This is a genomic window from Labedella phragmitis, assembly GCF_004078635.1.
Taxonomy (GTDB): Bacteria; Actinomycetota; Actinomycetes; order Actinomycetales; family Microbacteriaceae; genus Labedella; species Labedella phragmitis.
In genome coordinates this window covers 127,851-141,479 of sequence record NZ_RZNB01000007.1, presented here as the reverse complement: position 1 = coordinate 141,479, position 13,629 = coordinate 127,851, and the positions used below count along the sequence as shown (strand labels likewise).

The 13,629-nt window shown below is 71.1% G+C and carries 11 protein-coding genes; 5 read left to right on the top strand and 6 right to left on the bottom strand.

Annotated features, from left to right (window positions below; translation table 11 throughout):
• Positions 1-36 precede the first annotated feature (36 nt).
• The gene (locus tag ELQ90_RS15100; protein WP_128496123.1) at positions 37-489 is read left to right on the top strand and encodes a metallopeptidase family protein; all 453 of its coding nucleotides are present in this window, start codon (positions 37-39) and stop codon (positions 487-489) included.
• A gap of 24 nt (positions 490-513) precedes the next feature.
• Here ELQ90_RS15100 and ELQ90_RS15095 read toward each other — a convergent pair whose 3' ends face one another.
• From ELQ90_RS15095 to ELQ90_RS16710, 4 genes are all read right to left on the bottom strand, one after another.
• Positions 514-1,926, bottom strand: coding sequence for a DUF5719 family protein (locus ELQ90_RS15095; protein WP_128496122.1), 1,413 nt, complete (start codon positions 1,924-1,926; stop codon positions 514-516).
• Positions 1,923-5,072, bottom strand: a complete 3,150-nt coding sequence (locus ELQ90_RS15090) for a glycosyltransferase family 2 protein (protein ID WP_128496121.1) — start codon at positions 5,070-5,072, stop codon at positions 1,923-1,925. The genes ELQ90_RS15095 and ELQ90_RS15090 overlap by 4 nt, the downstream gene beginning before the upstream one ends.
• Before the next feature lie 80 nt (positions 5,073-5,152).
• Positions 5,153-5,479, bottom strand: coding sequence for a WhiB family transcriptional regulator (locus ELQ90_RS15085; protein WP_128496120.1), 327 nt, complete (start codon positions 5,477-5,479; stop codon positions 5,153-5,155).
• Positions 5,480-5,732: 253 nt separating this feature from the next.
• Complete coding sequence (locus tag ELQ90_RS16710; RefSeq protein WP_166409110.1) at positions 5,733-5,870, bottom strand: hypothetical protein; 138 nt, start codon at positions 5,868-5,870, stop codon at positions 5,733-5,735.
• 82 nt (positions 5,871-5,952) lie between these two features.
• Between ELQ90_RS16710 and ELQ90_RS15080 the strand changes: the two genes are divergently transcribed.
• Positions 5,953-6,933, top strand: coding sequence for a GlxA family transcriptional regulator (locus tag ELQ90_RS15080; RefSeq protein WP_128496119.1), 981 nt, complete (start codon positions 5,953-5,955; stop codon positions 6,931-6,933).
• Positions 6,934-6,951: 18 nt separating this feature from the next.
• Here ELQ90_RS15080 and manA read toward each other — a convergent pair whose 3' ends face one another.
• The gene (gene manA, locus ELQ90_RS15075) at positions 6,952-8,160 is read right to left on the bottom strand and encodes a mannose-6-phosphate isomerase, class I (RefSeq protein WP_128496118.1); all 1,209 of its coding nucleotides are present in this window, start codon (positions 8,158-8,160) and stop codon (positions 6,952-6,954) included.
• Positions 8,161-8,331: 171 nt separating this feature from the next.
• Between manA and ELQ90_RS15070 the strand changes: the two genes are divergently transcribed.
• The 3 genes from ELQ90_RS15070 to ELQ90_RS15060 are packed head-to-tail and all read left to right on the top strand — an operon-like array spanning position 8,332 to position 12,163.
• Complete coding sequence (locus ELQ90_RS15070) at positions 8,332-9,510, top strand: acyl-CoA dehydrogenase family protein (protein WP_128496117.1); 1,179 nt, start codon at positions 8,332-8,334, stop codon at positions 9,508-9,510.
• A 47-nt stretch (positions 9,511-9,557) separates the two neighbouring features.
• Complete coding sequence (locus ELQ90_RS15065) at positions 9,558-10,895, top strand: O-antigen ligase family protein (RefSeq protein ID WP_128496116.1); 1,338 nt, start codon at positions 9,558-9,560, stop codon at positions 10,893-10,895.
• Positions 10,892-12,163, top strand: coding sequence for an O-antigen ligase family protein (locus tag ELQ90_RS15060; RefSeq protein ID WP_243696208.1), 1,272 nt, complete (start codon positions 10,892-10,894; stop codon positions 12,161-12,163). The genes ELQ90_RS15065 and ELQ90_RS15060 overlap by 4 nt, the downstream gene beginning before the upstream one ends.
• 59 nt (positions 12,164-12,222) lie before the next feature.
• On the opposite strand, the gene ELQ90_RS15055 is transcribed toward ELQ90_RS15060, so the two are convergent.
• Positions 12,223-13,521, bottom strand: coding sequence for a UDP-glucose dehydrogenase family protein (locus ELQ90_RS15055; protein WP_128496115.1), 1,299 nt, complete (start codon positions 13,519-13,521; stop codon positions 12,223-12,225).
• Between the last annotated feature and the right edge of the window lie 108 nt (positions 13,522-13,629).

The window sequence follows — 13,629 nt, the reverse complement described above, 5'->3', positions numbered from 1 at the left end:
GGACGCCGGGCCCGCCGTCGCGCGTAGGATGACGGCATGGTGAGGCGCAAGGCACGCAGGTCCCCCCTCGACGAGCCGGGCCGCCAGGCGGTGAGGCGGGATCGTCACGGACGGGCCGGACGCAGTTCCGTCGTCCGTCCTCCCCTTCCGGCGCTGCGGTCCCGCATCGACCTCTTCGACCAGACGGTCGCGACGACGGCGGACTTCCTGAGGGGATCCTGGCCGGAGGAACTCGCGGGCGTCCGTTACGAGGTTCAGGCGATGCCGCCGTCCCTCGACTCGAACGACGGCGTGGACCGCTGGCAGACCGACGCGGTGTCGCGACGCATCACGATCTTCCGCATCCCGATCCAGCGGCTCAGCCACCTCCACCGGAACGACGAACTCCACCAGCGCATGATGATCGAGAGCTGCGTGTTCCGTGCGACGGCCGAGTTCCTCGGCAAGGACCCGTGGGACCTCGGTCCCGAACGCTTCCGCTTCCTCTGATCCTCCGAGGACGTCTCGTCAGCCCTACCGGGTGCGGACCACCACGGGATCCGAGGCTGCGCTCGGTGGCGCGATCACGAACGACGCGAACGAGGCGCCGTCCGCGTACACGACGGCCGCCGACAGCCCCTCGACATCCGTGAGCACCGAGAGCGCGGCGACGTCGCCGACGAGGACGGGCGCACCGCCCGCCGGCACGACGACCTCGCGCTCGCCGCTCGGGCCGACGACACCGACCGACCGATCCTCCGCCTCGGGATTCACGAGCGAGAGAACGGCCGTCCTCGGCTCGGATCCCGCGACGGCGACCGTCACGCTCTCGTCGAGCGGCTGGGCGGCCGAGAACCACGCGAAGTCGGTGGCGTCACCCGCTTGCACGGCCGCGTGGGCCGCCGTGACGACCGGGATGTCCGACGTGATGGTGAGGCTGTAGAAGCCGGGGGCGAGATCGTCGAGGGGCACGTCGACGGCGGAACCGGCCGGCACGACCGCGATGCGCGGCTCCCCCGCTGCTCCCCCGGCCGGGGTCGCCGTGATCGTGACCTCGCTGTCGAAGGCGCCCGGCGAGAGGACACGCACGCCCGGCACGCGGTAGTCGTACCCGGTCACACCCTCGGCGGGCTGTGCGCGCGGCACGGCGAAGCCCGGGATGACGTGCTCCGTCGCCGGAGCCGTCGTCGCCCCGACGGTGTCGACGCCCTCCGGAGTGATCGCGCGGACCGCGGATTGCTGCAGGGTGGCGGCGATCGGTGCGCCGATGCTCGTGACGTGGACGGCGGGCAACTGGACGTTGGGCGCGATTCCCGCGAGCGGGACGATCCGCTGAGTACCCGGCGCGACGACGATGCCGGACGCCCCCGGAGCGTCGATCGGTCCCGACTCCCCGAAGACCTCGAGGGTCACGCTCGCCTCGACCGTCGACGCGTTGGCGAGCAGGACGACGGTCGACTGCCCGACGTCGGTCGAGCCGCCGACGAGCCAGGTCTCGGGCGTCGCCTCGACGCACGCCGACGCGGCGAACCCGGCGAGCCGCTCGCTCGTCACACTCTGGCTCTGGGAACCGGCGAGGGCCGTGGCGTCCTCCGGCGGCGGCGCCGAGAGCACGGACGGCCCCGGACCGCCGGCGACGTCGTCCGGGGCCGCGAGCGGTGAGACGTCGGATGCGACGATGATCCCGTCGCCCCCGATGATCGATGGGGATCCGATCGAGGACGCGGCTGTCGCGGCGGCCGGGTCGCTGCCGATCTCCACGAGCGGTCCTGCGCATACACGGGACTGCGGAGCGGGCGTCGGGGTCACGGTCACGCTCGCCGGCTCGGTCGCGATCGGCGGCACGTCGAGCCGGCCGGTCACCAGGACGGTGGCGACCGCGGCTCCGACGCCGACCACGCCGACGATCGTCCGCACCACTCGGGTGACTGTCGGTCGTGTTGTCATCGGGAGCCTCCTGCGTCGCGCGCGGGCGCGTCGGTCCGCCCGGTGTGATCCGATTCCGGTGAGTCATCGGCTGTCACAGCGGCGGAGTCGTCCTCCGCCGTATCGTCGAACGAGTCCTCCGGCGTACCGTCCTCCTCCGACACGCTGCGGCCGGGCACGTCGTCCGCCTCCGCGATCGACTCGTCAGCCCAATCGGGCTCGGACTGCCCGTCGGGTGCCGTCGCGAGATCGGGCAGGGCGTCGACGGCGTCTTCGTCGGAATCCGGTGACCGCCGGCGCTGTGGGGCCGGCTTCACACCGACGGTTCGCGGGCGGCGACGCGCCGCCTCGCGCGAGGCCGACGTCGGGACAGCGACGAGCAGGGCTACGAGGAATACGACGGCCCACGCGACCGGCACGGCGCGCGACCAGAACGGGTCGACCGCAGCGGGCGCCGGACGATCGGCGACCGCGACGTTGCGCCACAACTCACCGGCGTCGGTCGGGCCGACGTAGTCGACGGCCGGATTGGCGGTGAGAGCCGCGATCGCGTCGGCCGCGAGGTCGCGCGGGCCGCGGACGTCCTCACCCGCCCGCTCCGTCGCGTCGGTGCCGGCGAGCGCCGCGATGTCGGCAGGCTCCGTGGAGAGCAGGACGAAGTCCACACCGAGGGAGGCGAGCTCGGGAGCAGTGTCGAGGCCCGACCGCGACACGAGGTTGCCGGCGAGCTGGGCGATCCTCGCGTCGGCCTCGGCCGTCGGGGCGCCCGTGCGCACGATCGTCGACTGACCGTCGAGCACGTCGCCGCGGCCCGGGAGGAAGCGCACGGCGACCGAGCCGTCCTCGAGAGGCGTGATGCGCAGGGTGCCGACACTCGGGTCCTCGCCGGCAGCGGCGTCGACGTAGGCGGGCAGCGTCCGACCGGAGCCGGCCACGACGTCGGAGGTCCCGAGCGGCTTCGCCGCCGCGAGGGGCACGACGACGAGGGCGAGCGCGACGGCGGTCACGACGGCGGGGATCGCGGCGCGGCGGCCGAGCCCGTCGAGCCCGGACACCGCTGCGCCGCTCAATCCCAGCCAGTAGAGGCTGAGTGCCGAGCCCTGCCAGACGGAGACGGCCGTGCCGTCGACGCTCGCGATCGTGAGCGAGCCGGCGAGGACCGCGGTTCCGAGTCCGAGCAGGGCGACGCCGAGGAGGACGAGCGTACGGCGCTGGCCCCGCACGAAGAGCCCGGCGAGAGCGAAGAGCGCGAGCGGCGCGAGCAGTACGGGCAGAGCGACGGCGAGGACGGATCCGGGGATCGGCGCGATCGACGCGAGAGCAGCCCAGGCGCCGTCGCGGTCGACCGGGAAGCCGGAGAGCAGGGACGCCGGACCCGCGGCTTCGGTCGCCGTCGGCGCGCCGGGATCGGCGAGGAGCGCCATCCAGTGCGATGAGAGGACGCCCTGCTGCCACACGATCGGCGCGAAGAGCGCGAGCGTCGGAACCGGGATGAAGAGGACACGGGCGAAGCCGCGGCCCGCCGAGACGAGAGCGAGCAGCCACACCACGCCGAGCGCCCCGACGAGGACCGGCGCGCATGCGAGGACGACGGACAGGAGGATCGCGGTCGTCGCGGCCGACGCCCACGATCGTGAGGCCGCAGTGCCCGCGAGGAAGAGCCAGGGGAGGACGAGGTGGACGATGACCGCGGCGGGCCGTCCATCGGCGAGTGCCGCGAGGAACGTCGGCGACAGCGTCCAGAGCACCGCGCCGAGCATGCGGTAGCCGCTGCGCTCGCTCACACGCGTCGTCGCGAACCAGCCGCCGAGTGTGGCGATCGGGAAGGCGAGCAGCCAGAGCAGGACGATCGAGAACGAGGGGTCCCAGAACGTCAGGGTGCCGAGCGCAGCGACGACCACGGAGAACGGGTCCGACGCTCCCACGAAGCCGGTGCCGATGTCCCGCCATCCCCAGCCGACGTTCGCCCAGAGCTCACCGACCGATCGGGAGAGCGGCAGCAGCGCTCCGCCGTCGAGCACCGTCGCCGGCACGAGGGGCAGGAGGAGCAGGAGTCCGGCGACGGTCGACGCGAGGACGAGCCACGCTCCTCCCCCGCCGAGGAAGCGCAGATCGGTGCGCTCGGTCCAGGTGTCGTCGTCCCCGGAGACCTCGCGCTCGAGCTGTCGGCGGCGTCGGAGCTCGCGCCACGGCATCCGCAGGTCGGAGATGGTCGACCAGCCGACCCGCTTCGTGCGAGCGAGCGTCGCGCGTGAGGAGAAGACCCGGGTGTCCGCGAACGCGGCCTTGAAAGCGGCCCGGAACTCCGAGCCCACGAGACCCGGCCGCTTGAGGACGAGGTGGATGACGGCTCGCACCACCGCGAGAGGGAGGATCGAGAGCCAGTGGAGGGGCAGCAACGCTACGGGCGCGTACACGAGCCGACGGTGCAGTTCGGCGCTCCGGAACAGTCGCGCTCGGCGCTGCGCCGTGCCGAATCGTCTGCCGCGCGGCGCTCCCGCGATCCCGTCCCCCGCCGAAGCGACGACGGCCGCGGGGATGAGCGCGACGCGACTCCCCGCGAGACGGACGCGGATCGAGAAGTCGAGACCGTCGTCGACCGGGCCGAGCGCCGGGTCGAAGCCCCCGAGATCCACGAAGACGCGTGCTCGGACGAGCATGCCGATGGGTGAGACCGCGAGCACGTCGGTCTCGGCGTCGTGCTGCCCCTGGTCGAGTTCGTCGCTCACGAGCTCGACGGTCCGACCGAAGGTCGTGACGGTCTCGCCGAGGGAGCGGATGCGACCGGGGTCGTCGGCGTCGACGACTTTGGGGCCGGCCACGGCGACGGACGGCGCGACTTCGACACCCGCGAGCAGTCGAGCGAGGGCTGTCGGAGCGGGAGCCGTGTCCTGCGCGAGGAGCCAGAGGAACTCGTCGTCCCTCGGCTCTCCGAGTTGACGGACTCCGACGGCGAGTGCGCGGCCGAACGCGAGGTTCTCCGAGACGGTGACGATGCGTTCGACGTTCGCGTCCTCGAAGGCCCTGGTCACGTCGTCCTTCGCATCGACGGCGATTCCGATGATGCGATCCGGTGTCCGTGTCTGCCCCGTGATCGCGTCGAGAGTGCGGCGAAGGCCGTCGGCGTTCGAGTGCGCGACGACGAGGACGGTTACGCGGGTCTCCATAGCGCGTTCAGCCTAAGCCGGTCGAGAACCGGCGACCGCGCCATCGTCGGGCGTGGTCGAATCCCGCAGACGGGGAGGCGTCAGACGGCGCGCTTCTTGAGCTTGCGGCGCTCGCGCTCCGAAAGCCCGCCCCAGATGCCGAAGCGCTCGTCGTTCTGCAACGCGTAGTCGAGGCACTGGCTCCGCACCTCGCACGACGAGCAGATCCGCTTCGCATCGCGCGTCGATCCGCCCTTCTCGGGGAAGAAGGCCTCGGGGTCTGTCTGAGCGCAGAGCGAGTCCGACTGCCACGCGAGCGGGTTGTCGTCCTCCGCGTCGATGTTCTTGCGGACGCCGGGGACGCCGAGCTGGACGGGATCGACGAACCAGTCGTCCGGGACACCGGAATGTTCGTTCGGAATGCCCATACCGTCTCCCCACCTACGTTGCGCTTGAGTGCCTGCGGCGGCGGTGCGCTGTGCTCGCACCGGTCGTCGCGATCGAGGCGGAATGACATCCGATCTCACGATCACCGGCGTTTCACCGCCGACACCTAATTACACCCGTGTAGTTCGCGCGGGTCAAGTCGGGGATCGTAAACCCTCGACCCCCAATCGAGGGTTGCGACACGGCGAGTCGTATGCAGGCCGTGATCCGACTCGGGCCGCCCTGTCCACGGACTCACGACCAGGTGGACGGGGAGGTGCGACCGGAGTCGCGGTCCGGGACGCGGCGGTAGCCGTCGCGCGCGGTGACGGTGAGCGTCCATGCGACGCCGACGACGAGGGCGATGGCCAGGAGGATGAGGAATAGTGTCATGGCAGAAAATTTAGGATTTGCGCCTTCCTGCCACCAGTGGCAGGATTGCCAGCAATCCGCACATTCCTGCCAAGGAGCCGCCATGCTCAGATCCGTCGCCGTGATCGCCATCCCCGAGGTCGCCCCCTTCGAGTTCGGGGTGCTCGCCGAGGTGTTCGGCATCGACCGGAGCGCTCAGGGAGGACCGACCTTCGACTTCCACGTCGTCGCCGCCGACCCCGGCGTCGTCGCCATGAAGAACGGCCTCGGCCTCATGGTGTCGGAGGGTCTCGAGGCCGCCGAGCACGCCGACCTCGTCGCCGTCCCGGCCTTCGGCTCCGGCCCCGGCGAGACCGAGATCGACCCGCGCATCGTCGAGACGCTGCGCGCGGCCGAACGACGCGGCGCGTGGGTCCTGAGCGTCTGCAGCGGCGCGTTCGCCCTCGCCGCCGCCGGTCTCCTCGACGGGCGCAAGTCGACCACGCACTGGATGCACACGGAGCAGCTCGCTCGCACGTGCCCGGGAACAGAGGTCGACCCGGACGTTCTCTTCGTCGAGGACCGCCGCGTCATCACGGGCGCCGGGACGGCGGCGGGCATCGACGCGTGCCTCCACCTCGTGCGGACGGAGCTGGGCGCCGCAGCGACCAATGTGATCGCGCGGCGCATGGTCGTCCCGCCCCAGCGGGACGGCGGGCAGGCCCAGTTCATCCAGACGCCTCCAGAGCACGAGCGGATCTCCTCGCTCGCGAACGTCACGACCTGGATGATCGAGAACCTGGCGGAGGATCAGCCCATCTCGGTCCTCGCACGGCGCGCGCACATGTCGGAGCGCACCTTCGCTCGTCGCTTCCGCGCAGAACTGGGCGCGACGCCCGCCGCGTGGCTGAACCGGCAGCGACTCATCCGGGCGCAGCAACTGCTCGAACGATCCGATCTCGGCCTCGAGCAGATCGCGGACGAGAGCGGCTTCGGAAGCGCTTCGGTCATGCGCCACCACTTCGTGCGCACGCTCAAGACCACGCCGAACGCCTATCGCCGCGCGTTCTCCTGCATCGACGACAAAGCCCTCCTCACGGGCTGAGCGCCCGGAGAGACCGCCTCAACGGTCGAGGTGAGTGGTGGCGATGAAGACCTCGCCGTCACCCTCGACGTGCAGCGGCTCGCCCGTCGGCACGATGTAGACGGCGGCGCCCGTCGCGAGGTCGAACCCGCTCTCGGCACGCAAGCGCGCCGAGCCGCCCGTCGCCACCGCGATCGCCGGCCCCGGGAGCACGATGGGGGTCGAGGCCGCGAGAGCCGCGTCGACCCGCAGGAGCTCGAAGTCGGGGACGTCGGGGCGGAACGTCTCGACCCCCGGTCCGACCTGCTCCGGCCAGAGCAAAGGCACCGGGAGGGGCTCGAAGTCGAGAACGGCGAGCAGCTCGTCGACGTCGACGTGCTTCGGTGTGAGCCCTCCACGGAGGACGTTGTCGCTCGAGGCCATGAGCTCGACGCCGAGTCCCTCGAGGTAGGCGTGGATGTTGCCGGCGGGCAGGTAGAGAGCCTCACCGCGACGCAGGGTCACGCGGTTGAGGAGGAAGGCGACCGCGACGCCGGGGTCCCCGGGATAGGCGTCGGAGAGGGACGAGATGGTGCCGAGCACGACGGCGGCATCCTCGTCGATCGTCCCGTCCGACAGGGCCGCGTCGGCCGCACCGACGAGCGCGGGGACGACGCCGTCGATCCGACCGCTCAGGAGATCCCGTACCGTCCGGCGGAGCACCTCGGCGTCGGGCTCCTCGCCGCCACCGAGGGACGACGCGAGCTGCGCGAGCGGCCCGCTGCCGTCGTCGATCGCCGCGAGGAGGCCGCGGGTCTCCTGCACCGCGCGGAAGCCGCAGAGCGCCGAATAGGTCTCGCTCAGGGCCACGACGAGCTCGGGCTTGTGGAACGCGTCCTTGTAGTTGCGGTGTGACGCGTCGACGGGAACGCCCTCGGCGTTCTCGCGGGCGAAGCCCGCCGCCGCCTGCTCGAGCGACGGGTGGGCCTGCAGCGAGAGCGGCTCGGCGGCCGCGAGCAGCTTGAGGAGGAAAGGCAACCGGGGTCCGGCGAGGCCGGCGTCGCCCGGAGCCGCGGTGATCCACTCGGCGAGATCGCGGGCACCGCCGGCGGCCTCCGGAGCGAGGATGCGCGCGGGCGAGCCCGGATGCGCCCCCAGCCACAACTCCGCCTCGGGCGCGCCGCTCGGCTCGAGGCCCCGCAGCTCGGCGATCGCGCTCGTCGACCCCCACGCGTAATCCCGCGGGACGTTGTCGATGGGCAGGAACATGAGCACTCTCCTCTGGGCGACCCTACAAAAAGCGCCGGACGGCTGCGCATCCCGGCTGGAGCGAATCTACCAAGCGTTCTCACCGCGCGACGCGCCGGACGTAGGGTCGAGGGGCGAGGGTGCGAGGCGCGCCGTCGCACGCCCCCTCCATCGAGCAACGAAAGCAGCGACATGTCCTTCGAGCCCCTCGCGAGCGACTTCCTCGGCTTCGAGACCCTCCTCACCGACCGCGAGAAGGACGCCATCACCGTCGTCCGCGCGTTCCTCGACGAGCGGGTGCGACCCGTCATCGACGAGTACTGGGAGCGGGCCGAGTTCCCCCACGAACTCGTCGAGCCCCTCATGGCGACCGACGTCGGGCGCTTCGGTTGGCCCGAGACGACTCCCTTCCAGAACTCGGCCGTGTTCCGCGGGCTCGTCTCGATGGAGCTCTCGCGGGTCGACGCCTCGATCTCGACGTTCGTCGGCGTCCAGGAGGGGCTCGCCATGGGCTCCATCGGAGTCTGCGGATCGGATGAGCAGAAGGCGGAGTGGCTGCCGCGGCTCGCGAGCGGCGAGGTGACCGGCGCCTTCGCGCTCACGGAGCCCCTCTCGGGAAGCGACAGCGCCCAGGGGCTGCGCACGACGGCACGGCGGGAGGGCGAGAGCTGGGTGCTCGACGGCGCCAAGCGCTGGATCGGTAACGCGACCTTCTCCGACATCGTCATCGTCTGGGCGAAGGACGTCGAGGACTCCCAGGTCAAGGGGTTCATCGTCCCCACATCGACGCCCGGGTACTCCGCTTCGCCGATCGCGAGGAAGATCAGTCTGCGGGCGGTCCAGAACGCGGACATCGCTCTCGACGGCGTCGTCGTACCGGAGTCGAACCGCCTGCAGCGCGCCTCGTCGTTCCGAGACACCGCGAAGGTCCTGCGCCTCACACGTGCCGGTGTGGCCTGGTCCAGCGTCGGCGTCTCGATCGGCGCGTACGAGGCCGCTCTCGCGTACGCCAAAGAGCGCGTCCAGTTCGGCAAGACGATCGCGTCGCACCAGCTCATCCAGGACCTGCTGGCGAAGTGCCTCGGCAACATCACGGCGTCGATGGCGATGTGCGTCCGCGTCTCTCAGATGCACGACGATGGCACGCAGCGGGACGAGCACTCCGCCATGGCCAAGGCCTACTGCACCGCGAGGATGCGGGAGACCGTCGCGTGGGCGCGCGAGGCCATGGGCGGCAACGGCATCGTGCTCGACTACGGCGCCGCGCGCTTCTTCGCGGACGCCGAGGCCCTCTACTCCTACGAGGGCACCCGCGAGATGAACGCCCTCATCGTCGGGCGCGCGATCACCGGATCCGCGGCCTTCGTCTGAGTGACGGCGCGGCTCGGCGACGAGCCCGCCGCGTTACCCTTGACCCCATGAGCGTGCAGACCGTCTCGCCTCCGCGCGATCAGGACACCCGGACCCTCCTGGCCACCGGCGTGTCGACGCTCGGACTCGTCATCGCCTTCGGCGGCGACGGGTGGCGGAACCTCCTGACCTGGCCCGGCTACATCGTTCTGTGCATCGTCGTGGCCATCGCGAGCGCCGTCGTGCTCGTCCGCTCCCGGCCCCGCTTGCGATGGTCGACGACACCGAAGTCACTCGTCGCGTTCCTCGCGCTCGCCTTTCTCTCGCTCGCGTGGAGCGCGTATCCCGGGCCGACCGCCGCGACGCTCGTCGGCACCGTCTTGACGACGATCGTGGGCTGCACGCTCGCCCTCGCTCTCGACTGGCACGGCGTCGAGCGGGCGCTCGGGGCGTCACTCCGGTGGCTCATCGGGCTCTCGCTCCTCTTCGAGCTCGTCGTCGCGACGATCATCCGTGGGCCCCTCGCCCGCCCGTGGGACGGCCGCGGCGCGGATGCTCCTCTCATGGACCTGTGGTCGCGCAACGTGCTGTTCGAGGGCGATCGCATCCAGGGGTGGGTCGGCAACGCCAACCTCCTCGGGATCATCGCGCTCCTCGGCATCGTGGTCTTCGCCGTCCAGCTGGCCGACGGATCCGTCCGACGGACCACGGGGTACGTCTGGCTCGGCCTCGCCGCGATCACCTTCGGGCTCACCCGGTCGAGCACGATGATGGTGGCCGCCGTCGCGTGCATCGCGGTCCTCTCGGCGGCGCTGCTCGCCCGCCGCGCATCGCCGCGCGGTCGGCTCGCCCTCTACGGTGGCGCTGGAGCCCTGCTCGTGGCCGCCGCCGTGATCGCGATCGGCTTCCGGGGCGCGGTCCTCGGACTGCTCGGCAAGAGCGCGGACCTCACGGGCCGCATCGACATCTGGGCGGAGGTGGCGTCGCTCGCCGAGAGGCGACCGTGGTTCGGGTGGGGGTACTCGAGCCCGTGGCTGCCCGGCGCCGTGCCGTTCGACGACCCGATCGTCCGCAACGGCGTCGAGCAGCTCCAGGCCCACAACGCGTGGCTCGACGTCTGGCTCCAACTCGGCATCGTCGGGGTCGTCCTCTTCGCGGGCGTCGTCGTCTCGGTTCTCTGGCGCTCCTGGTTCATCGCGATCGACCGCCCGCGCACCGGACTCGTCGACGACGCGCCCTATTCGATGACCGCGCTCCTGCCTCTTCTCGTCGCCGTCGTCCTCGTCGTCCAGTCGCTCATGGAGAGTCGCATCCTCATCGAGTCCGGCTGGGTCCTGCTCGTCGCGCTCGCGGTCGGCACGAAGGTGCGACCGCTCATCGAACGTTCCGGCGGTGTGCCGGCGTGACGCCCCGCCCCTCCCCGCCCGAGACGCTGCGTTCCCTCCTCGAGTCCGCGCCCGTCGCCCAGGCTTTCACCGTCACGGCCATCACGGCGGGATTCGCCGGCCACCTCGTCCGGTCCCTCATCGGTTGGCCCGGCTACATCGCCGTCATCGCCGGACTGTGCGTCCTCGCGATCGCGATCCTGGTCGCGCGTCGGGAACTCATCGAGTGGCGAGGCGTCCTCCCCCTCACGATCCTGGGGTTCGTGATCTGGTGCGGCGCCTCGATCGTCTGGAGCGGCGCGCAGTGGATCTCGCTCGCGGGGTGGCTGTTCCAGGTGGCGATCGCGTTGCTCGGCGTCGCGATCGCACTGTGCCGCGACCTCATCCAGATCGTCCGTGCTGCGGGAAGCGTCTTCCGTTCCCTGCTGGCGCTCTCGCTGGGCGTCGAGATCCTCAGCGGCATCCTCATCGACACCCCCATCCTCTTCCTGGGCGTCTCGGGCGATCTGGCGGTCGGCGGCCCGATCCAGGGCATCTTCGGCACACGCAACCTGCTCGGCCTCGTGGCCGTCCTCGCCCTCGTCACCCACATCATCGAGCTCCGGACGCGATCGGTGCGAAGGGGGCCGGGCATCGCCTCCATCGTGCTCGCGGGCACATGCCTGTTCTTCAGCGGCTCGCCCGTCACGGCCGTCGTCGCCGTCGTCATCCTCGCGGCGACCTCCGCCCTCTTCGCGGTCCGTCGCACGCCGGCGGAGCGTCGGCCGATGTTGCAGTACGCCCTGCTCGCCCTCGTCGTCGTCACTCTCGTGACGACCTACGTCGGCCGCTCGCGCGTGATCGAATTGCTGAACGCGGGCGGCGAGTTCCAGGTGCGCTACAGTCTCTGGCTCTCGACGCTGCGCGCCGTCGACGTGAACCCGATCGAGGGATGGGGTTGGACGGGCATCTGGCGGGACTCCATCCTCCCGTTCGCCGGCATCAACTGGTCGGTCCGACGTGAGCACGCATCGGCGCTCAATGCCTACATCGACGTCGCGCTCCAAGTCGGCATCGTCGGCCTCGCCCTCTTCGGCGCCCTCTGCGCTTTCGCGGTGATCCGATCGTGGCTTCTCGCGTCGAACCGCCGGACGGTCACGTACGCATGGCCCGCGCTCATCCTCATCGCGCTCCTCACGACGGGCGTGGCCGAGAGCTTCCCCCTCGTCGAGTCCGGCTGGCTGCTCCTCGTGATCTGCGCCGTGAAGGCGTCCGAGAGCCAGAGCTGGCGGTCACGGCTCCCGTCGTAGACGACCGCGACCGCCGACCCGTGAGGGGCGGCGGTCGCCGGGGTGACGCGCGGAATGGGTCAGCGACGGCCGAGACCGTGGTACTCCCACATGGCGTCAATCCACTGCGTGTGCGGAAGCGCGTTGCGGCCGTCGATCACGAGCGGGGTCTTCACGAGCGAGGCGGCCCACACGGGGTCGATGCCGGTGAAGTCCTTCCACTCCGTGAGCAGCAGGACGATGTCGGCGTCGGTGAGCGCCTCCTCGATCGTGCCGAACGTGAGGTCCGGCTCCATCCGACGCGCGTTCGCGATGGCCTCGGGGTCCGTCGCGACGACGTTCGCTCCGAGTGCGGCGAGGCGCGACGCGATGTCGAGCGCGGGCGAATCACGGATGTCGTCACTGTTCGGCTTGAAGGCGACGCCGAGCACGGCCACCTTGCGACCCGTGACGTCGCCGTCGAGCAGGGCGGTGGTCAAATCCACGACGCGGTCGCGGCGGCGCAGGTTGATCGCGTCGACCTCCTCGAGGAAGGCGACGGAGTGCCCGACACCGAGTTCCTCGGCGCGCGCCCGGAAGGCGCGGATGTCCTTCGGGAGGCAGCCGCCGCCGAAGCCGACACCCGCGTTGAGGAAGCGGCGCCCGATGCGGGCGTCCATGCCGATCGCGTCGGCGAGCGCCGTGACGTCCGCTCCCGTGACCTCGGAGATCTCCGCCATGGCGTTGATGAAGGAGATCTTCGTCGCGAGGAACGCGTTCGCGGACACCTTCACGAGTTCCGCCGTCGCGTACCCGGTGACGATCTTCGGCGTGTTCGCGTCGAGGGCGACGTGGTAGACGGCGTCGAGGACGCTCTCGGCGCGCTCGGCGCCCGCGCCGACGCCGTAGACGAGGCGATCGGGGCGCAGTGTGTCCTCCACCGCGAAGCCTTCGCGCAGGAACTCGGGATTCCACGCGAGGACGGCCCCGGTCGGGTCGATCCGCTGGGCGAGTCCCTCGGCGGTGCCGACGGGCACCGTCGACTTGCCCACGATGACGTCGCCCGGCGCCACGTGCGGCAGCAGCGCGTCGACGGCCGCGTTGACGTAGCGGAGGTCCGCGCCGAGGCCGTCCTTCGACTGCGGCGTCCCCACGGCGACGAAGTGCGCCTCGGCACCCGCCGCATCGGCGAAGTCCGTCGAGAACGTCAGATTGCCGGAGGCGAGCGCTTCCGTGAGCAACTCGGTGAGACCGGGCTCGAAGAACGGGGCACGGCCCGAGTTCAGGAGAGCGATCTTGTCCGCGTCGACGTCGATACCGACGACGGAGTGGCCGATGGACGCCATGGCGGCTGCGTGGACGGCTCCGAGGTAGCCGCAACCGATAACTGAGAGCTTCATATCGTGGTTCAGCCTAGCAACGACCGAGCGCCGAGACGGCTCGCTCCCTCACTCCCGGTTCGCTCCCGCCGGGGCGACCCCTCCGACACCCGTCTCAGCGCCACCTCT

Excerpts from the sequence above, each read along its gene's own strand:
- ELQ90_RS15065 (WP_128496116.1), top strand. The coding sequence starts at position 9,558 with ATGAGCGTGCAGACCGTCTCGCCTCCGCGCGATCAGGACACCCGGACC.
- manA (WP_128496118.1), bottom strand. The coding sequence starts at position 8,160 with ATGTTCCTGCCCATCGACAACGTCCCGCGGGATTACGCGTGGGGGTCG.
- ELQ90_RS15080 (WP_128496119.1), top strand. The coding sequence starts at position 5,953 with ATGCTCAGATCCGTCGCCGTGATCGCCATCCCCGAGGTCGCCCCCTTC.
- ELQ90_RS15055 (WP_128496115.1), bottom strand. The coding sequence starts at position 13,521 with ATGAAGCTCTCAGTTATCGGTTGCGGCTACCTCGGAGCCGTCCACGCA.
- ELQ90_RS15095 (WP_128496122.1), bottom strand. The coding sequence starts at position 1,926 with ATGACAACACGACCGACAGTCACCCGAGTGGTGCGGACGATCGTCGGC.
- ELQ90_RS15090 (WP_128496121.1), bottom strand. The coding sequence starts at position 5,072 with ATGGAGACCCGCGTAACCGTCCTCGTCGTCGCGCACTCGAACGCCGAC.
- ELQ90_RS15100 (WP_128496123.1), top strand. The coding sequence starts at position 37 with ATGGTGAGGCGCAAGGCACGCAGGTCCCCCCTCGACGAGCCGGGCCGC.
- ELQ90_RS15085 (WP_128496120.1), bottom strand. The coding sequence starts at position 5,479 with ATGGGCATTCCGAACGAACATTCCGGTGTCCCGGACGACTGGTTCGTC.
- ELQ90_RS15070 (WP_128496117.1), top strand. The coding sequence starts at position 8,332 with ATGTCCTTCGAGCCCCTCGCGAGCGACTTCCTCGGCTTCGAGACCCTC.
- ELQ90_RS16710 (WP_166409110.1), bottom strand. The coding sequence starts at position 5,870 with ATGACACTATTCCTCATCCTCCTGGCCATCGCCCTCGTCGTCGGCGTC.